This is a genomic window from Microbacterium sp. SA156, from assembly GCF_049065455.1.
Classification (GTDB): Bacteria; Actinomycetota; Actinomycetes; order Actinomycetales; family Microbacteriaceae; genus Microbacterium; species Microbacterium barkeri.
This window is the reverse complement of record NZ_JBAKGU010000007.1, coordinates 47,188-63,765: the sequence shown is the minus strand read 5'-3', so window position 1 is coordinate 63,765 and position 16,578 is coordinate 47,188. Positions and strand designations below refer to the sequence as shown.

The following is a 16,578-nucleotide window of genomic DNA, read 5'->3' as shown; positions in this document are numbered from 1 at the left end:
TCAGGCTCCATTCGTGAAGGTGCAGTTCGCGCCCGCGATCAGAGGGGTCACGTCGACGTGGACGGTGGAACGTTCGGGCGAGCTCCACTCGACACCTCCCGTCGGCGTCCAGTAGGTGCGTGCATGCACGGAGAAGTCCGCGCCCAGGAGTCCGCCGAGGAGACCGGTGAGAACCGAGCGTGGGAAGGTCGTCGTGTAGATGCCATCCACGGGGCCGGTCTGCGTGAACGTCTGGGACGTGGTGCCGTCATTGATGGCCCATCGCGCTGTGGTCTGCGTCGTCGGCCCATACGGAGCCGTCGTCCGAGGCCAGCGCCACTGGACGACGAGCGTATCGGCGAGCAGGCTCACGGCAGGGTTCCGGCAGACGGTCACGGCGGTCACCTGGGGCGGCCGCAGGCGCAACGCCGTCAGCGTCGCGTTCGCATGCTCCGCGTCCGTGAAGGCCGCGTCGGTCGTCGTCGCAGCAGGCGTGAGCACGGCGACCCCGAGCGCGGCGGCGAGGGCGAGTGCGGCGATCCGCCTGCGGAGCCGGGTCATCGCGGCGACCTCCGTGCGCGGCGGCCGCGGGCGAGCGCGGCGACGCCTCCGCCCAGCAGCACGGCTCCCGCCGCAAGCAGGAGCGGTGCGGCAGATCCGCCCGTCGGCGACAGGTCGCGCTCGTCGTCCTGATCGACGAAGACCTCGTCACCGGCCGCGCGCACGTGGACCGAGACCGCCGCTTCGGCCGATTCGACGGCCGAGGGCGCCAGGCCCACGTCCAGCCGTACGAAAACGGGTTCCTCGGTGCCCGAGCTCCGCAGCCAGTCGGTGTGCCCGTCGAGCGGCAGCGCCCAGTCGGCGCGCAGGACCTCCGCCCCCTCAGGGCACTCCGCCCCCTGCCAGGCGACGCCGCACGTGGCGATATCAGCGACCAGGTCGAGCCCGCCCGTGCCGCGAACGCCGATGTCGAGCGTCCCGGGGTCGGGCGCGTCCACGGAGATCGCGAGCGTCCACGCGACGCTCTCGCCCGGCTCGAGCCGCGCCATCCGCTCCCAGTCCGCCGTTGACTCGATCCGGATGTGCTCGCCCTCGATCACCCGCGTCGTCGGAGCGGCGACGGCCGCCGTCGGCAGCGCGACGGCCGCGACGACCGCCGCGAGGCAGAGAGCTCGACGCGGGGTCATCCGGTCCCCCTACCGTCAGGCGCGGGCTCTTCCCTCGCGCGCTCGGTGCCATCCGCCCGACGGGGCCAGAAGGCCCAGCCGACGAGCAGGGCCGCCCCGATCGAGAGCCCGCCGAGCACACGCGGATCGCCGAAGGACGCGATGACCGGCGCGATCCCGGGCACGGAGAAGAGCACGATCCGCGCCGTGGTGATCGCGTACGGCGCGACGTCGTCCTGCTCGTTCGCGTCGCCGCGCATCGTGATCACGCGCTCGTCGGCGCTCGCCCCCGGGTTGATCGAGGTGATGCGGTGCGTCACGGGCAGCTGGCCCTCGCGGTCCACGGTCACGACGTCGCCCACGTCGAGCGACGCGGCCGGCACACGCTGCACCACGGCGACGGAGCCGGAGGGGATGATCGGAGCCATCGATCCCGTGCGGAACATGATGAGCGTGATGTCGAAGAGGTACGCGAGCACCACGAGCACGATGCAGACCGTGCCCGCGAGCGCCGCGAGGCTCAGGAGCACGTCGCCGAGGAAGCGCGCGGGCGTCCGCCGACGGATGCCCTGGGCCCGGCGGGCGCGGGCGTCGCGACGCGTCTGCGGAGGAGCGCTCATGCGAGGACGCTCACGAGGACGTCGCCGTGAACTGCCACGTCGGCGTCACCGAGGCTCCCTGCGCCGCGTTGGGCGCGGTCGACGGGAGCGTGACGGCGAAGCAGTAGTTGACGGTGCTCGCTCCGTTGGCAGACAGGCTCTGCGAGGACGCAGCGTCGGCACCGAGGGGCGAGCCCGACGGGATCACGGTCGCGGTCGATGCTCCGAACGTCGTCGCGTCGCACTGCGCCGCGGGAACCGTGCGGACGCCGTACGTGAGGTACTGACCGAGCCCTGTCGTGGCGTTGCTATCGGTCGCGGTGAGGAGGACGCTGCCCGCCACCGAGGGATTCACCGTGCGCACACTGAACAGCGCGTACGTCGTCGTGCCGGGCGTCATCGCGGTCGGCGCGACCTGGAAGTTCAGGACCGCGGCCGCGCCCGCACTCGCGTGCTCGGTGAAGGTCGTGCCGTTCGTCGCACCCACGATCCCGAACGTGCCCGCCGTGAGCGTCGCCGTCGTGTGCTCGGTGTCGTTCCACGCCGCCAGCGTCGCGGCGGCGCCGATGCCGAGCACGACGCCGCCTGCCAGCACCGCCCGCAGGCGGCGCCACCGCAGCGCCCGCCGCCGCGCGTCGCGCGTGGCCTTGCGCGCCACGGGACTACTCCGACGTCGCCGTGAACGACCAGGTCGCCGTCGCGTCGCCGCCCTCCTCGAGCCCCGCCCCGGCCGTCACCTCGAAGCACAGCTGCACGGCCGCACCGGGCGCCGCGTCTCCCGCGGTGAGCGCCACGTCGGCACGTGCCGTCAGCGCGTCGAGCGTCGCGCCCGATGCGACGAGCGTGCCCGTCGCGGTCGCCGCGCTGCAGGTCGCGTCGGCGGCGATCACGTACACCTCGTACGACAGGTTCGCCGCGTTCGCGCCCGTGGCCGCGACGGTGTCGGCGACGAGCGTCGCGTCGGAGGTCGTCGTGTCATCGAGCCGCACCCAGAACGGCGCGTAGACGACGTCGGTCGGCGACAGGTTCTCGGCGAGCGGCAGCGTGAAGGCGAGGGCCGCTCCGGGTGCCGTCTCGTGGTCCGCGTAGCCGTCCGTCGCGCTCGTCGTCGAGCCCTCCAGGTTGAACGCGCCGGCCCCGAAGGTCCCCGTCGCGAACTCCGAGTCGTTCCAAGCGGCCAGCGTGACGGCGGCGCCGACGCCGAGGACGAGTCCTCCGGCGAGGACGGCGAAGACCTTGCGGCGACGGGTGTCGGTCGTGCTCATGTGTGCCCCCTTGTGGTGCTGCGCGTGCGGATATCGGTATTCACGCGGTTCCAGCGTCGCACATGAAACACCGCGCGCATAGCCCTCAGACTGGGGGCCGGACACCCACGTGCGTCCGGGGGCGGGGACGACGAAGGCCCCGTCCGGAGACGGGGCCTTCGCAGGATGGGCGTGTTACGCGATCGCGTTGACGTCCAGCGGGATGCCGGGGCCGAACGTGGTCGACACGGCGCCCTTCTGGATGTAGCGGCCCTTCGAGCTCGACGGCTTGAGGCGGACGATCTCCTCGAGCGCTGCGCCGATGTTCTCGTTCAGCTGCTCGGCCGAGAACGAGGCCTTGCCGACGACGAAGTGCACGTTGGCGTGCTTGTCGACGCGGAACTCGATCTTGCCGCCCTTGATCTCCTCGACGGCCTTGGCCGTGTTGGGGGTGACGGTGCCGGTCTTCGGGTTGGGCATGAGGCCACGGGGGCCGAGCACCTTGCCGAGTCGACCGACCTGGCCCATAAGCTCCGGCACGGCGACGGCCGCGTCGAAGTCGGTCCAGCCGGCGGCGACCTTCTCGATGAGCTCGGCGCCGCCGACCTCGTCCGCACCGGCGGCGATGGCGGCCTCGGCGGCCGGGCCGTTGGCGAAGACGATGACGCGGGCGGTCTTGCCCGTGCCGTGCGGCAGGATGACCGTGCCGCGGACCATCTGGTCCGCCTTGCGCGGGTCGACCGAGAGCTTGAGCGCGACCTCGACGGTCGAGTCGAACTTCTTCGAGCCCGTCTCCTTCGCGAGCGCGACGGCCTCAGCGGGCGTGTAGAACTTGCCGGCCTCGATCTTCTCGGCGGCGGACTGGTAAGCCTTGGACTTGGTAGCCATGTTCGTTATCCCCCTCAGTCCTCGACCGTGATGCCCATGGAGCGGGCGGTGCCGGCGATGATCTTCGAGGCGGCCTCGAGGTCGTTCGCGTTGAGGTCGGGCTGCTTCGTCTTGGCGATCTCGGCGACCTGCTCCTTGGTGAGCTTCGCGACCTTGACCGTGTGCGGCGTGGACGAGCCCTTGGCGACGCCTGCCGCCTTCTTGATGAGCTCGGCTGCCGGCGGAGTCTTCAGCACGAACGTGAAGCTGCGGTCCTCGTAGACGGTGATCTCCACGGGGATGACGTTGCCGCGCTGCGACTCGGTCGCCGCGTTGTACGCCTTGCAGAACTCCATGATGTTGACGCCGTGCTGACCCAGGGCGGGTCCGATCGGCGGCGCCGGGTTGGCTGCACCGGCGTTGATCTGAAGCTTGATCAGGCCGGTCACCTTCTTCTTCGGTGCCATTTCCTCTTCCTCTCATCGAGTGGATGCCGGATGCATCCGCTCTCCCGCGCATCCGGCGGATCCGGATGGCGGTGTGTCGGCGCGCGCGAAAGCGCACGCAAACCACACAAGTCTACCGGATTCGGCGACGCCGCGCAGCACGCCCGAACGGCGAACGCCCCGCTGGCTGAGCCGACGGGGCGTTCGCGACGCGCGAAGCGGGTCAGATCTTGGTGACCTGGTCGAACGAGAGCTCGACGGGCGTCTCGCGCTCGAAGAGCGACACGAGCACCGTGAGCTTGCCGCTCTCGGGCTTGATCTCGCTGATCGAACCGGGAAGGCCGGCGAACGAGCCCTCCTTGATCGTGATCGTCTCGCCGATCTCGAAGTCGACCTCGGCCGGGATGACGCGAGCGGGGGCCGCCTGGCCCTTCTTCGACGCGCCCTTCGCGGCCTGCGCCTGCGCCTCCTTGAGCTCCGCGAGCGGCTTCAGCATGTTGAAGGCCTCTTCGAAGCGGAGGGGCGTCGGGTTGTGGGCGTTGCCCACGAAGCCCGTGACGCCCGGCGTGTGGCGCACGACCGACCAGGTGTCCTCGTTGAGCTCCATGCGCACGAGCACGTAGCCCGGGATGCGCACGCGCGTGACCATCTTGCGCTGGCCGTTCTTGATCTCGACGACGTCCTCCATCGGGACCTCGACCTGGTAGATGTCGTCCTCGACCTCGAGCGTCGACTTGCGCTGCTCGATGTTGGCCTTCACCTTGCGCTCGAAGCCCGCGTACGAGTGGATGACGTACCACTTGCCCTCGAGCGAGCGCAGCTCGCGGCGGAACGCCTCATAGGGGTCGTCCTCGGCGTCCGACTCCTCGTCGTCGGCGTCGTCGCCGACCTCGGGGCCGTCGTACGGTGCGACCTCCTCGGCGGCAGCCGCCGCGGCCTCGTCAGCCTCCTCGGCCGCGGAGTCCGTGAGGACCTCGGCAGCGGCCTCGACCTCAGCGGCCTCGTCGATGTTCAGTGCGTCGTTCACGATCGCGTCGGCCTCCGGGTCGTCGATGTCGATGTCCTCGTCAGAGTCCTCGTCGAAGTCGCCCTCGACGTGCATGGCGTTGTGCTCGGCGGACGAGCTCGAGCGCTCCTCCTCGGCGAGGACGTTGCCCTCCTGGGCCTCGTCCTCTTCGCTCGACTGCTCAGCAGCCGTCGCCAGGTCGACGTCGTCGGCATACTTCTCAGACACGTGGTTTCTCTTCCGTTCCGGACGCCGAGAGGCGTCACGCAGACTTGCTCTCTCCATTGTGGCGCGGAGAGGGCATGCGCGTCATCCGACCGGCTGGATCAGCTCGGGACGCCGAAGACCACCGTCGTGACCCACGAGAACAGGTAGTCCAGGCCGTACACGAGGGCCATCATGATCACCACGAACCCCAGCACCACGGCGGTGAACTTCAGGAGCTCCTTGCGCGTGGGAGTGACGACCTTGCGGAGCTCGGCGATCACCTGGCGGATGAAGATCACGATGCGCGCGAAGAAGCCTGCCTTCTTGCCGCCGGTCGTGCCAGCCGCCGCGACGATCTCGCCGCCCGAAGCGTCGTGGGCCATGGGTTACCTTTCGTGAGTCAGCTGTCGCTGACGCGCAGGGCGGACAGGAATCGAACCTGCAACCTGCGGTTTTGGAGACCGCTGCTCTGCCAATTGAGCTACCGCCCTAGAGATCGTGCGATCTCAGGAATGCCCCTCCCCAACTGCCGTCGTGCACGAGGCACAGCGGAAGAATGCAGAGGAGCACTGCTTCATCCAGCATACGGCATGCCGATGGGCACCGCGAACCGAGGCGCGCCGTCCGCTCAGCGCGCGTCCGCGTGCGCGCGCGGCGCGTGGGCTTCCAGGAACGCGTACACGTCGGTCGTGTCGACGCCCGGGAAGGAGCCGGTCGGGAGCGTCGCGAGCAGGGTGCGCGGCGTCCGCACGTTCGGCCACGCGCCATCCCGCCACGCGGACTCGAGCTCGGCGGGCGGACGCCGACAGCAGGTCTCGACCGCGTGCCGCGACACGCCGCGCTGGGGCGTGTCGCGCCCCACGAACCACTTCGTGTCGTCGAAGCGCACGCCGACGCTCACCGAGTGCGCGCCCTGGCTCGAATGCTCCACGCGCGCCGTGCACCAGTAGGTCCCGTTGCCCGTGTCGGTGTACTGGTAGTACGGGTTGAACCGGTCGTCGACGTCGAAGACGACGCGGCTCGTCCAGAGCCGACAGCACAGCTGCCCCTCGATCGACCCGAGGCGGTCGGTCGGGAAGTTGACGTCGTCGTTCTCGTAGGCCTTCGTGATCGTGCCCGACTCGTGCACCTTGAGGAAGTGGACGGGGATGTCGAGGTGCCGGGTCGCGAGGTTCGTGAACCGATGGGCTGCGCTCTCATACGACACCGCGTAGGCGTCCCGGAGGTCCTCGATGGAGATCGCGCGTCGCGTCTTCGCGTCGCGCAGCACGGGCACCGCGTGATCCTCCGGGATGAGCAGGGCGCCGGTCAGGTAGTTCTGCTCGACGCGCTGCCGCAGGAACTCCCGGTAGTCCGAAGGCGCCGAGTGCCCGAGCACCCGGCTGGCGAGAGCCTGCAGCACCGCCGTGCGCGGGTCGCCGCTCACCCGGTCGGAGAGGTAGAGCCGCCCGTGGCGGAGGTCGGCGACGCTGCGCGTGGTCTGCGGGAGGTCGGGCACGTAGTGGAGCGTGAAGCCGAGATGCGCCGCGATGTCGCTCGCGGCGCGCTGCGTGAGCGGCCCTCCCGGGTGGTCGATCGCCGCGAGGAGCTCGCGCGCCTTCTGCTCGAGCTCCGGGAAGTAGTTGTCCTGCCGTCGCATGAGACGGCGCAGCTCGACGTTCGCTCGGCGCGCCTCCTCGGGCGTCGCCGAGCGCTCGTCATGCAGGCGGTCGATCTCGCCGGTGAGGCGAAGGATGGCTCGGAGCACGTCGTCGGGGACGGCCTTGGGAATGCGGAAGGGCTCGATCCCGAGGGTCTGCATGCGCGGCGAGCGCAGCGCCCGCTCGAGCGCGATCTCCATGCCCGCCCGCTCGTCGAGCGCGTCGGCCTCGAGCAGCGCGTCGATGCCCACGCCGAGCGCCCTCGCGATCGTGCGCAGCATCGACAGGCGCGGCTCGCGCCGCCCGTTCTCGATCATCGAGAGCTGGCTCGGTGCGCGCCCGACCGCCGCCGCGAGCGCATCGAGCGTCATGCCCCGCTCGGCGCGGAGCTGACGGATGCGGCGCCCCACGGCGAGCGCGTCGGGCCCCTCCTCTTCGACTTCTTCTGCGGCGACCATGCGCCGATGATGCCACACGACATCCGATCTGCAGAAGATCTCGCAAAATTCTCCCGACGAACCGTCCCTGAATCGCTCGACTTTCTCGGATCGTTGTGTTCACGACAGCACGCGGCACCCGCCGCTCACCACGAGGAGCACGATGATGAGCACCCCCGAAGAGAACACGACCGCCGGTCGCCGCCCGGGCGACCAGACCCAGACGGCCGAGGAGCTCCGCCTCGAGTGGAGCGCCGACCCCCGCTGGAACGGCATCACGCGCGACTACACGGCCGAGGACGTCATCCGCCTGCGCGGCACCGTCCGCGAGGAGGCGACCCTCGCCCGCCGCGGCGCGGAGGTCCTGTGGGAGCGCCTGACCTCGGACGAGTACATCCGCGCGCTCGGAGCACTCACCGGCAACCAGGCGGTCCAGCAGGTCCGTGCAGGGCTCAAGGCGATCTACCTCTCCGGATGGCAGGTCGCGGCAGACGCCAACCTCTCCAGCCAGACCTATCCCGACCAGTCGCTCTACCCGGCGAACTCCGTTCCGGCCGTCGTGCGTCGCATCAACAACGCCCTCCTCCGCCAGGACCAGCTCGAGCACGCCGAGGGCGAGGTGACCCGCGACTGGCTCGCTCCCATCGTCGCCGACGCGGAGGCCGGTTTCGGCGGCCCGCTCAACGCCTACGAGCTGGCGCACGCGATGATCCAGGCGGGCGCCGCCGGCATCCACTGGGAGGACCAGCTCGCGAGCGAGAAGAAGTGCGGGCACCTCGGGGGCAAGGTCCTCGTGCCGACGCAGCAGCACATCCGCACGCTCAACGCCGCGCGGCTCGCGGCCGACGTCGCGGGCGTGCCGACCATCCAGATCGCGCGGACCGATGCCCTCGCAGCCGACCTCCTGACGAGCGACGTCGACGAGCGCGACCGCGCGTTCACGACCGGCGAGCGCACGGACGAGGGCTTCTACCGCGTACGCAACGGCATCGAGCCGGTGATCTCCCGCGGGCTCGCCTACGCTCCGTACGCCGACCTGCTCTGGGTCGAGACGGGGACCCCCGACATCGAGCTCGCCCGCGAGTTCGCGGCGGCGATCCACGCCGAGCACCCCGGCAAGATGCTCGCCTACAACTGCTCGCCCAGCTTCAACTGGCACCGCGCGCTGTCCGACAGCCAGATCGCGTCATTCCAGGAGGAGCTCGCCGAGCTCGGCTACCGGTTCCAGTTCATCACCCTCGCCGGCTTCCACGCCCTCAACCACTCGATGTACCAGCTCGCGCGCGGCTACGCCGAGCGCGCGATGACGGCCTACGTCGAGCTGCAGGACGCCGAGTTCGCCGCCGAGGCCGACGGCTACACCGCCACCAAGCACCAGCGCGAGGTCGGCACCGGCTACTTCGACCACGTGTCGACCGCCCTCAACCCCTCGAGCGCCACCCTCGCTCTCGTCGGCTCCACCGAGGCCGAGCAGTTCCACTGATGCCGCACCCGGCTCAGGCCATCCGCTTCTCTTCCCTTCAGGAGTCATCATGACCATCACCGACATCGCCCCGCCCGCCGCCGACGAGCGCTACCGCGCGCGCACCGCCCCGTCGATCGAGGTCGCCGGCCGCCTCCACAAGCGCTTCGAGGAGATCCTCACCCCCGAGGCGCTCGCGTTCCTCGCCCAGCTGCACGAGCTCTTCGCAGGCGCGCGCTACGACCGTCTCGCCGATCGGATGCGGCGCGGCTACGAGATCGGCAACGGCCGGGACCCGCGCTTCCGCGAGGACACCGCGCGCATCCGCGAAGACGCCTCCTGGCGCGTCGCGGGCCCCGGGCCGGGTCTCGAGGACCGACGCGTCGAGATCACCGGCCCGACCGATCCGCGCATGACGATCAACGCGCTGAACTCGGGGGCCCGCGTGTGGCTCGCCGACCAGGAGGACGCGACGAGCCCGACCTGGCGCAACGTCATCGGCGGGCAGCTGTCGCTGCGCGACGCAATCCGCGGCGACCTCTCGTACACGAGCCCGGACGGCCGCCGCTACGAGGTCACCGCCGAGCGCACGCCCACGATCGTGATGCGACCCCGCGGCTGGCACCTCGAGGAGCACCACCTGCTCTTCACCGACCGCCACGGGCGCACGATGCCCGCTTCGGGCTCGCTCGTCGACTTCGGCCTCTACGTCTTCCACAACGCCGAGCGGCTCATCGCCGACGGCGCAGGCCCCTACTTCTACCTGCCGAAGATCGAGTCGGCGGAGGAGGCGCGCCTGTGGGACCACGTCTTCTCGTTCTCGGAGCAGTACCTCGGCATCCCGCACGGCACGATCCGCGCGACCGTGCTGATCGAGACGCTGCCGGCCGCGTTCGAGATGGAGGAGATCCTCTACGAGCTGCGCGACCACTGCGCGGGGCTCAACGCGGGCCGCTGGGACTACATCTTCTCGATCATCAAGACCTACCGCGGCCGCGGATCGCGCTTCGTGCTGCCCGACCGGAACGAGGTCACGATGACGGTCGACTTCATGCGCGCCTACACCGAGCTCCTCGTGCAGACGTGCCACCGACGCGGCGCGTACGCGATCGGCGGCATGAGCGCGTTCATCCCCAACCGCAGGGACCCCGAGGCGAATGCGCGGGCGATGGAGAAGGTCGCGGCCGACAAGAAGCGCGAGGCAGCGGACGGCTTCGACGGCACCTGGGTCGCGCACCCCGATCTCATCCCCGTCGCCCAGGCGGAGTTCGACGCCGTGCTCGGAGACCGGCCGAACCAGCTCGAGCGCACCCGCGACGACGTCAGGGTGCGCGAGCGCCACCTGCTCAACCTGTGGATCGGGCGCGCGATCACCGACGAGGGCGTCCACGGGAACGTGTCCGTGGCCATCCGCTACATCGAGGCCTGGTTGCGCGGGCTCGGGGCCGTGGCGATCGACGGCCTCATGGAGGACGCGGCGACGGCCGAGATCTCGCGCTCGCAGATCTGGCAGTGGATCCGGCAGGAGCAGGTCACCGAGCAGGGCACGCCGATCACCCGCGAGTACGTGTCGGAGCTCGTCGACCGGGTGCTCGGCGAGGTCGAGCGCTCGGAGGGCGACCGCTTCGACGAGGCGGCCGAGGTCTTCCGCGACGTGGCCCTGAGCCCGACGTTCCGTGCCTTCCTCACGACGAAGGCCTACGCCGACCATCTCGTCGAGCGGGACTGACGTCCTGCGCCCGTGCGAGTCGGAGCCTCGGGCCTCCGGCTCGCACGGGCTTGACCAGGGCGAAGGAACGGCCGAGTTTTCGCCCCCTCGGCGAGCGGCGCGCCCGCGTCGCGCCGACTACGCTGGGGGCGTGACCGACCGCGCACCGCTCTCTCGCAAGCTCTCCGCCATCGCCGAATCCGCGACCCTCAAGGTCGACGCCAAGGCGAAAGCCCTGAAGGCCGAGGGCAAGCCCGTCATCTCGTATGCCGCCGGCGAGCCCGACTTCTCGACGCCGCAGTTCGTCGTGGACGCGGCGGCCGAGGCGCTCCGCAACCCGGCGAACTTCCGCTACACCCCCGCCGCGGGTCTCCTCCCGCTGCGCGAGGCGATCGCCGCGAAGACCCTCCGCGACTCGGGCCTCGAGGTGTCGCCGAGCCAGATCGTCGTGACGAACGGCGGCAAGCAGGCCGTCTACCAGGCGTTCCAGGCCGTCGTGAACCCCGGCGACGAGGTGCTCCTGCCCGCGCCGTACTGGACGACGTACCCCGAGGCCATCCGTCTCGCCGACGGCGTCCCGGTCGAGGTCTTCGCGGGAGCCGACCAGGAGTACAAGGTCACCGTCGAGCAGCTCGAGGCCGCGCGCACGGAGCGCACGACCGTCCTCGTGTTCGTTTCGCCCTCCAACCCCACCGGCTCGGTCTACACCGCCGAGGAGACCGCCGCGATCGGCCAGTGGGCGCTCGAGCACGGCATCTGGGTGATCACCGACGAGATCTACCAGAACCTCGTCTACGAGGGCACGCGCGCCGTGTCGATCGTCGAGGCCGTCCCCGAGCTCGCCGGGCAGACCCTGCTGTTGAACGGCGTCGCGAAGACGTACGCCATGACCGGATGGCGCGTGGGCTGGATGGTCGGGCCCTCCGACGCGATCAAGCTCGCCGCGAACCTCCAGTCGCACCTCACGAGCAACGTCAACAACATCGCGCAGATCGCGGCGACCACCGCACTCAGCGGACCGCAGGACGAGGTCGAGGAGTTCCGCACGGCGTTCGACCGCCGTCGCCGCCTCATCGTCTCGGAGCTCGCGAAGATCGAGGGCGTCACCGTGCCGAATCCGCTCGGGGCGTTCTACGCGTACCCCGACGTGCAGGGCCTGCTCGGCCGCGAGTGGAAGGGGCGCCGCATCGAGACGTCGCTCGAGCTCGCCGACTTCATCCTCGACGAGGCCGAGGTCGCCGTCGTGCCGGGCGAGGCCTTCGGCCCGAGCGGCTACCTGCGCCTGTCGTACGCGCTCGGCGACGACCAGCTGCTCGAGGGCGTCCAGCGCCTCCAGGAGCTCTTCGCGTAACACCCCGTCGGTCGGCCCACCACGGCCCACGAGACTAGCCCCCGTCGTCGAGACCGGCGCTCCGAGCACCGGTTTCGACCACGGGGGCTAGTTTCGATGATGTAGGGGGGCGGACGGCTACAGCTCGACACCCACGAGGACGGGCTCGGGCTGCAGCACGATGCCGAACTCCGCCGCCACGCGGCTGCGGATGAAGCGCGCGAGCTCGGCGATCTCCCCGCCGGTGGCGCCGCCGCGGTTCGTGAGCGCGAGCGCGTGCTTGGTCGACACGCCCGCGCGCGAGCGCGGCAGGCGGAAGCCCTTCTCGATGCCCGAGTGCTCGATGAGCCACGCCGCGGGCACCTTCACGTCGGCGCGCGTGCTCACCACGCGCGGCAGGGCCCCGTCGTAGGACTCGAGCGGGATGACGACGACCGGGTCGAGATCCGGCTCGACGGGCCACCGCGGGCACTCGTCGGGCAGTGTGCGCGCGACCGACTCGGGCAGGATCGGGTTCTGGAAGAACGAGCCCGCGCTGTGCGTGTCGGCGTCGGGGTCGTCGAGGACCATGCCCTTGGACGCCCGGATCGCGAGGACGTGATCGCGGATCCACGCCAGCGAGACCGCCGCGTCCTCCGCGACGCCGAGGGCGCTGCGCAGCCGCGCATCGCGGATGGGCCGCTCGCCCGTGCCGACCTGCTCGAGCTCGAGCGTGAGCGAGAGGATGACCGCCTCCCGCTCGGGCACGGACCCGTAGTGGCGCTTGAGCACCGACGTGCGCGGGCCGAGCGCGAGGTCGGCGGCCGGCACCGTCGACACCTCCCCCGTGGACGCGTCGATGAGGTCGACCTCGACGAGCGTCTGGACGATCTCCTGCCCGTAGGCGCCCACGTTCTGGATCGGCGCGGCCCCCGACGTGCCGGGGATGCCCGACATCGCCTCGATGCCCGCGAGCCCGTTCGCGACCGTCCAGGCGACGAGCTCGTCCCAGTTCTGGCCGGCCTCGACGCGCAGCCGGACGCGGCCCTCGCGTGCGCCGCCGACGACCTCGAAGCCGCGGGTGAGGATGCGGACGACCGTGCCGGGGAACGGCTCGTCCCCCATGAGCAGGTTCGACCCGCCGCCGAGGACCATCCACTCTCCGTCGTCGCTCCACACGTCGCGCAGGGCCGCGACGAGCTCGTCTCGCGTGTGCGCGTCGATCATGCGCTCGGGCGCGGCGCCGACCCGCAGGGTCGTGAGCTGCGAGAGGGGGATGGGTGCGATCTCGCTCATGCGCGGCGCACGCGCACCTGCGTCTTGCCGAGCACGGTCGTGTCGGCGTGCGTCACGGTGAGGTCGATGCGCACGGTGTCGTCGGCGATCTGCCCGACCTTCGCGACGACCGAGACGTCGGCGCCGGTCTCGGCGTCCACGACGACGGGGCGCGTGAAGCGCACGCCGTACTCGGCGATCCGGCCGGTGTCGCCGAGCCACTCCGCGATCGTGCCGACCGCGAGGCCCATCGTCAGCATGCCGTGTGCGAGTACGCCGGGCAGGCCCACCGACTGGGCGACGTCGTCACGGTAGTGGATCGGATTGAAGTCGCCGGATGCCCCGGCATAGCGCACGAGGGACTCGCGCGTGAGGTGCACGGTGCGCTCGGCGACGACCTCGCCGACGGTGAGCTCAGACATCCGCGCTCTCCTCTCCCCCGACGAGCAGGACCGACGTCGCCGTGACGACGTGGCGCCCCTCGGCGTCGACGATCTCGGCGTCGCTCGTGATCATGGCGTTCGAGCCGACCGAGCGGATGCCCGTGACGGTCAGCTGCGCCGTGAGCTCGTCGCCCGCGACGATCGGGCGCGTGTAGCGGAAGCGCTGCTCGGCGTGGATCGTCCGCTCGAGCGCGATGCCGCTGTCGGGCTCGCCCAGCAGCTGCTGCAGCGTGTGGTCCTGGACGACCATCGCGAAGGTCGGCGGCGCGACGACGTCGGCGTAGCCGAGCGCGCGCGCGGCTTCCGGGTCGCTGTGCTGCGGCGCGTCGGCGAAGACGGCGCGCGCGAACTCGCGCACCTTCTCGCGACCCACCAGATACGGGGGCGTCGGCGGGAACTCTCGTCCGACCAGTTCGGGGTTCACAGGCACCCGGCCATCCTAACGAGGCCGCCTCCAGGCGCGGTCGCTAGACTGCCGCACGTGTCCCATCGTGTGAGCCCGCGTCGCGGGCGTGAGGAGGTCGTCGGCGCCGCTCGCGCCGACGACAGAGCCTGAGCCGTCGCCGCGCCCCTGCGCGGCCCGTCGCTCCGGCGCGCCCTTCTACGGCGTGCCGTGCTCTCGCCATCCGCGCGAGACTCACCACTCCCGCGAGACCGCGACCCGCTCGCGAGACCTCCTGCACGGCAGGCGGCCTCGCCATCGGCCGGAGTCCCGCTGACACACGACGCCGCGCACGCACGCGGCCGCCTTCGAGGACATGACATGAACACCCTGACCGAGCGCGACATCCGCGCCTCCTTCGTCAACGCCTCCCGCAAGGAGGTCTCCGATCTGACCCTCCCCGTCGACTTCGCCGAGCGCGACTTCGATCGGCTCGACTACCTCGGCTGGGCCGACCCGAAGCTCCCCCGACGCGCGTACGTCGTCGCGGAGCTCGGCGGGCGCCCCGTGGGCGTGCTCCTGCGCCAGGCCGAGCAGCGCACGGGCGCCCGCGCCCTGTGCTCATGGTGCGAGGACGTGACCCTGCCGAACGACGTGCAGTTCTTCGCGGCGCGCAAGACGGGCCCCGCCGGCCGCAAGGGCGACACGATCGGCACCCTGGTGTGCGCGAACTTCGGGTGCCCCGCCGCGGTGCGGAAGCTCCCGCCCCTCGCCTACCAGGGCTTCGACCGCGAGGCGGCGCGCGACGAGCGCATCCGCCGTCTCGGCGAGCACGTCCGGGCGTTCATCCGCGCGCTCGGCGTCGAGGGCTGACGCCGCCGGGGTCACCCCTTCGCGCGCGCGGCGCGGATGGCCTTCTGGGCCATCTGCGCCGCGATCACGACGAGGAAGACGGCGAAGAGGATGTTGCCGACCTGCGGGTCGACGAGGTTCGCGACCCACGTGCCGAGCGGCGCGGTCGCGCAGGCCGCGAGGCCCACGCCGACGGCGGCGGCGACGTCGACGTTGTGCTTGCGGATGTTCGCCACGGTGCCCGAGAGCGACGTCGGGATCATCATGAGCAGCGACGTGCCCTTCGCGACGAGGTCGCTCATCCCGAAGAGCAGCATGAGGACGGGCACGACGACGATGCCGCCGCCGACGCCGATGAGCCCCGACACGATGCCGGTCACGAGGCCGAGCACGACGAGGCCCGCGCCGCTCCAGACGTCGATCTCGAGCACGGCGTCGCGCGAGGGCACGATGAGGAAGAGGCTGATCATGACGACGACGAGGAAGCCGACGAAGATCCACCGGAGCACGGGCTCCGACAGCGCGTGGAGCATCCGCACGCCGATCTGCGCGCCGAAGACGGCGCCCGCGGCGATGAGCAGCGCCGCGATCCAGTCGACGTCGCCGTTCACGGCGTAGGAGATGACGCCGACGATCGCCGTCGGGATGATCGCCGCCGACGACGTGCCCGCGCCCAGGCGCTGCGTGAAGCCGACGAGGAGCACGAGCAGCGGGACGATGACCGTGCCGCCGCCCACGCCGAAGAGCCCGGACAGGAAGCCCGCGAGCGCGCCGATCCCCACGAACGCCGCGATCGCCCCCGCGCCGCGGCGGCGCGCCTCGGTCACTGCGCCGACCCGATCGCCGACACCGCGCCATCCCTCGTCATCCGTCCGTGAGCCATCCGTCCACGCTACCAACGGCATGTTTCCGGCGATGACGCGCGGGGCGCGCGCGGCGTCAGCTCAGCGCGCGGACGAACACCGCGGAGTCGCGGGCGCTCTCGACGCGGGTGAACCCCAGGCGCGGGTAGAACGCGAGCGCGCCCGTGTTCGCGGGATCCGCGGCGAGGTGCACGCCCGGCACCCCGCGCTCGCGCAGCGCGTCGAGCAGGGTCTCGACGAGGCGCCGCCCCCACCCCTGTCCCTGCAGCTCGGGCAGCAGGTCGATGTGGAGGTGCGCGGGATGGGCGGCGAGATGCGGCTGGGCCTCGGGGCCCCGGCGATGCGCGTACCGGAGGAGGTCGGCTTCGCGCCCGGGACGATCGCCGGGGTCGGGGAACCGCGCGGCGCGCGGCGGCCACCACGTGTCGCGGAACCAGGTCTCGAAGGCGGTCGTGTCGGGCGCGCACACGATGTAGCCGGCCGCGCGCCCTCCCGACTCGACGACGAGGGCGAGATCGGGGTGGCGGTCGACGTACGGATACAGGAAGAGCTCGGGCCACAGCTCGTCGTCGCCGAGGAGGCCGGTCGCGTCGCCGCCCGCGTCGGCGGTGCGCACGCACACCTCGCCGAGGGCGGCGCGATCGGAGGGGCGGTACGGACGCATCAGCGCGGCGGATTCGCTCACGACCGCCA

19 protein-coding genes and 1 tRNA gene are annotated in these 16,578 nt (G+C 71.2%); 4 read left to right on the top strand and 16 right to left on the bottom strand.

Translation table 11 applies throughout. The features are described 5' to 3' along the window. The 11 genes from ACOWU6_RS08465 to ACOWU6_RS08415 form a co-directional block, all read right to left on the bottom strand. Nucleotides 1-540, bottom strand: coding sequence for a hypothetical protein (locus ACOWU6_RS08465; protein ID WP_421075421.1), 540 nt, complete (start codon nt 538-540; stop codon nt 1-3). Continuing rightward, entirely contained in the window at nt 537-1,166 is a 630-nt protein-coding gene (locus ACOWU6_RS08460) for a hypothetical protein (protein ID WP_421075420.1), read from the bottom strand. Before ACOWU6_RS08460 ends, ACOWU6_RS08465 begins: the two co-directional genes overlap by 4 nt. Further along, nucleotides 1,163-1,765, bottom strand: coding sequence for a signal peptidase I (locus tag ACOWU6_RS08455; RefSeq protein WP_421075419.1), 603 nt, complete (start codon nt 1,763-1,765; stop codon nt 1,163-1,165). Before ACOWU6_RS08455 ends, ACOWU6_RS08460 begins: the two co-directional genes overlap by 4 nt. Nucleotides 1,766-1,775: 10 nt before the next feature. Then, nucleotides 1,776-2,402, bottom strand: a complete 627-nt coding sequence (locus tag ACOWU6_RS08450) for a SipW-dependent-type signal peptide-containing protein (protein ID WP_282979470.1) — start codon at nt 2,400-2,402, stop codon at nt 1,776-1,778. Nucleotides 2,403-2,406: 4 nt separating this feature from the next. Further along, nucleotides 2,407-3,009, bottom strand: coding sequence for a SipW-dependent-type signal peptide-containing protein (locus ACOWU6_RS08445; RefSeq protein ID WP_421075418.1), 603 nt, complete (start codon nt 3,007-3,009; stop codon nt 2,407-2,409). A 174-nt stretch (nt 3,010-3,183) separates the two neighbouring features. Next, nucleotides 3,184-3,876, bottom strand: coding sequence for a 50S ribosomal protein L1 (gene rplA, locus ACOWU6_RS08440; RefSeq protein ID WP_271173640.1), 693 nt, complete (start codon nt 3,874-3,876; stop codon nt 3,184-3,186). 14 nt (nt 3,877-3,890) lie between these two features. Then, the gene (gene rplK, locus ACOWU6_RS08435; RefSeq protein ID WP_271173641.1) at nt 3,891-4,322 is read right to left on the bottom strand and encodes a 50S ribosomal protein L11; all 432 of its coding nucleotides are present in this window, start codon (nt 4,320-4,322) and stop codon (nt 3,891-3,893) included. Nucleotides 4,323-4,524: 202 nt separating this feature from the next. Beyond that, entirely contained in the window at nt 4,525-5,535 is a 1,011-nt protein-coding gene (gene nusG, locus ACOWU6_RS08430; RefSeq protein WP_271173642.1) for a transcription termination/antitermination protein NusG, read from the bottom strand. Nucleotides 5,536-5,633: 98 nt separating this feature from the next. Further along, nucleotides 5,634-5,897 (bottom strand): preprotein translocase subunit SecE, encoded by a 264-nt coding sequence (secE, locus tag ACOWU6_RS08425; RefSeq protein WP_271173643.1) that lies wholly within the window; start codon nt 5,895-5,897, stop codon nt 5,634-5,636. A gap of 35 nt (nt 5,898-5,932) precedes the next feature. Beyond that, nucleotides 5,933-6,005 (bottom strand) — tRNA-Trp (locus tag ACOWU6_RS08420). Between the two features lie 137 nt (nt 6,006-6,142). Then, nucleotides 6,143-7,612: a helix-turn-helix domain-containing protein gene (locus ACOWU6_RS08415; protein WP_421075417.1), complete on the bottom strand. Its 1,470-nt coding sequence runs from the start codon at nt 7,610-7,612 to the stop codon at nt 6,143-6,145. 145 nt (nt 7,613-7,757) lie between these two features. Here ACOWU6_RS08415 and aceA point away from each other — a divergent pair, with 145 nt between their 5' ends. The 3 genes from aceA to ACOWU6_RS08400 all read left to right on the top strand — a co-directional run bounded on the left by aceA (nt 7,758) and on the right by ACOWU6_RS08400 (nt 12,112). Next, nucleotides 7,758-9,074: an isocitrate lyase gene (aceA, locus tag ACOWU6_RS08410; protein WP_421075416.1), complete on the top strand. Its 1,317-nt coding sequence runs from the start codon at nt 7,758-7,760 to the stop codon at nt 9,072-9,074. 49 nt (nt 9,075-9,123) lie between these two features. Further along, nucleotides 9,124-10,782, top strand: coding sequence for a malate synthase A (gene aceB, locus ACOWU6_RS08405; protein WP_421075415.1), 1,659 nt, complete (start codon nt 9,124-9,126; stop codon nt 10,780-10,782). Nucleotides 10,783-10,912: 130 nt separating this feature from the next. Next, nucleotides 10,913-12,112 carry a pyridoxal phosphate-dependent aminotransferase gene (locus tag ACOWU6_RS08400; RefSeq protein ID WP_271173647.1) on the top strand — a complete coding sequence of 400 codons (1,200 nt, stop codon included), beginning with the start codon at nt 10,913-10,915 and terminating at the stop codon, nt 12,110-12,112. Between the two features lie 117 nt (nt 12,113-12,229). On the opposite strand, the gene ACOWU6_RS08395 is transcribed toward ACOWU6_RS08400, so the two are convergent. From ACOWU6_RS08395 to ACOWU6_RS08385, 3 genes are read right to left on the bottom strand one after another with little or no spacing between them, the layout of a single operon-like run. After that, nucleotides 12,230-13,366, bottom strand: a complete 1,137-nt coding sequence (locus ACOWU6_RS08395; protein ID WP_421075414.1) for a UDP-N-acetylmuramate dehydrogenase — start codon at nt 13,364-13,366, stop codon at nt 12,230-12,232. Then, the gene (locus ACOWU6_RS08390) at nt 13,363-13,767 is read right to left on the bottom strand and encodes a MaoC/PaaZ C-terminal domain-containing protein (protein ID WP_421075413.1); all 405 of its coding nucleotides are present in this window, start codon (nt 13,765-13,767) and stop codon (nt 13,363-13,365) included. Before ACOWU6_RS08390 ends, ACOWU6_RS08395 begins: the two co-directional genes overlap by 4 nt. Further along, nucleotides 13,760-14,218 (bottom strand): FAS1-like dehydratase domain-containing protein, encoded by a 459-nt coding sequence (locus ACOWU6_RS08385; protein WP_271173650.1) that lies wholly within the window; start codon nt 14,216-14,218, stop codon nt 13,760-13,762. Before ACOWU6_RS08385 ends, ACOWU6_RS08390 begins: the two co-directional genes overlap by 8 nt. 333 nt (nt 14,219-14,551) lie before the next feature. Between ACOWU6_RS08385 and ACOWU6_RS08380 the strand changes: the two genes are divergently transcribed. Beyond that, on the top strand, nt 14,552-15,043 hold the full coding sequence (locus ACOWU6_RS08380; RefSeq protein ID WP_282979476.1) for an FBP domain-containing protein: 492 nt from the start codon (nt 14,552-14,554) through the stop codon (nt 15,041-15,043). A gap of 11 nt (nt 15,044-15,054) precedes the next feature. On the opposite strand, the gene ACOWU6_RS08375 is transcribed toward ACOWU6_RS08380, so the two are convergent. Together ACOWU6_RS08375 and ACOWU6_RS08370 are read right to left on the bottom strand one after the other, a co-directional pair. Continuing rightward, nucleotides 15,055-15,849, bottom strand: a complete 795-nt coding sequence (locus ACOWU6_RS08375; RefSeq protein WP_421075412.1) for a sulfite exporter TauE/SafE family protein — start codon at nt 15,847-15,849, stop codon at nt 15,055-15,057. A gap of 112 nt (nt 15,850-15,961) precedes the next feature. Continuing rightward, nucleotides 15,962-16,570 (bottom strand): GNAT family N-acetyltransferase, encoded by a 609-nt coding sequence (locus ACOWU6_RS08370; protein ID WP_421075411.1) that lies wholly within the window; start codon nt 16,568-16,570, stop codon nt 15,962-15,964. Nucleotides 16,571-16,578: the final 8 nt, after the last annotated feature.

Bases quoted from the DNA above. Each gene is read 5' to 3' on its own strand.
- ACOWU6_RS08465 (WP_421075421.1), bottom strand. From the start codon at position 540: ATGACCCGGCTCCGCAGGCGGATCGCCGCACTCGCCCTCGCCGCCGCG.
- ACOWU6_RS08460 (WP_421075420.1), bottom strand. From the start codon at position 1,166: ATGACCCCGCGTCGAGCTCTCTGCCTCGCGGCGGTCGTCGCGGCCGTC.
- ACOWU6_RS08455 (WP_421075419.1), bottom strand. From the start codon at position 1,765: ATGAGCGCTCCTCCGCAGACGCGTCGCGACGCCCGCGCCCGCCGGGCC.
- ACOWU6_RS08445 (WP_421075418.1), bottom strand. From the start codon at position 3,009: ATGAGCACGACCGACACCCGTCGCCGCAAGGTCTTCGCCGTCCTCGCC.
- rplA (WP_271173640.1), bottom strand. From the start codon at position 3,876: ATGGCTACCAAGTCCAAGGCTTACCAGTCCGCCGCCGAGAAGATCGAG.
- rplK (WP_271173641.1), bottom strand. From the start codon at position 4,322: ATGGCACCGAAGAAGAAGGTGACCGGCCTGATCAAGCTTCAGATCAAC.
- secE (WP_271173643.1), bottom strand. From the start codon at position 5,897: ATGGCCCACGACGCTTCGGGCGGCGAGATCGTCGCGGCGGCTGGCACG.
- ACOWU6_RS08415 (WP_421075417.1), bottom strand. From the start codon at position 7,612: ATGGTCGCCGCAGAAGAAGTCGAAGAGGAGGGGCCCGACGCGCTCGCC.
- aceA (WP_421075416.1), top strand. From the start codon at position 7,758: ATGAGCACCCCCGAAGAGAACACGACCGCCGGTCGCCGCCCGGGCGAC.
- aceB (WP_421075415.1), top strand. From the start codon at position 9,124: ATGACCATCACCGACATCGCCCCGCCCGCCGCCGACGAGCGCTACCGC.
- ACOWU6_RS08395 (WP_421075414.1), bottom strand. From the start codon at position 13,366: ATGAGCGAGATCGCACCCATCCCCCTCTCGCAGCTCACGACCCTGCGG.
- ACOWU6_RS08390 (WP_421075413.1), bottom strand. From the start codon at position 13,767: ATGTCTGAGCTCACCGTCGGCGAGGTCGTCGCCGAGCGCACCGTGCAC.
- ACOWU6_RS08380 (WP_282979476.1), top strand. From the start codon at position 14,552: ATGAACACCCTGACCGAGCGCGACATCCGCGCCTCCTTCGTCAACGCC.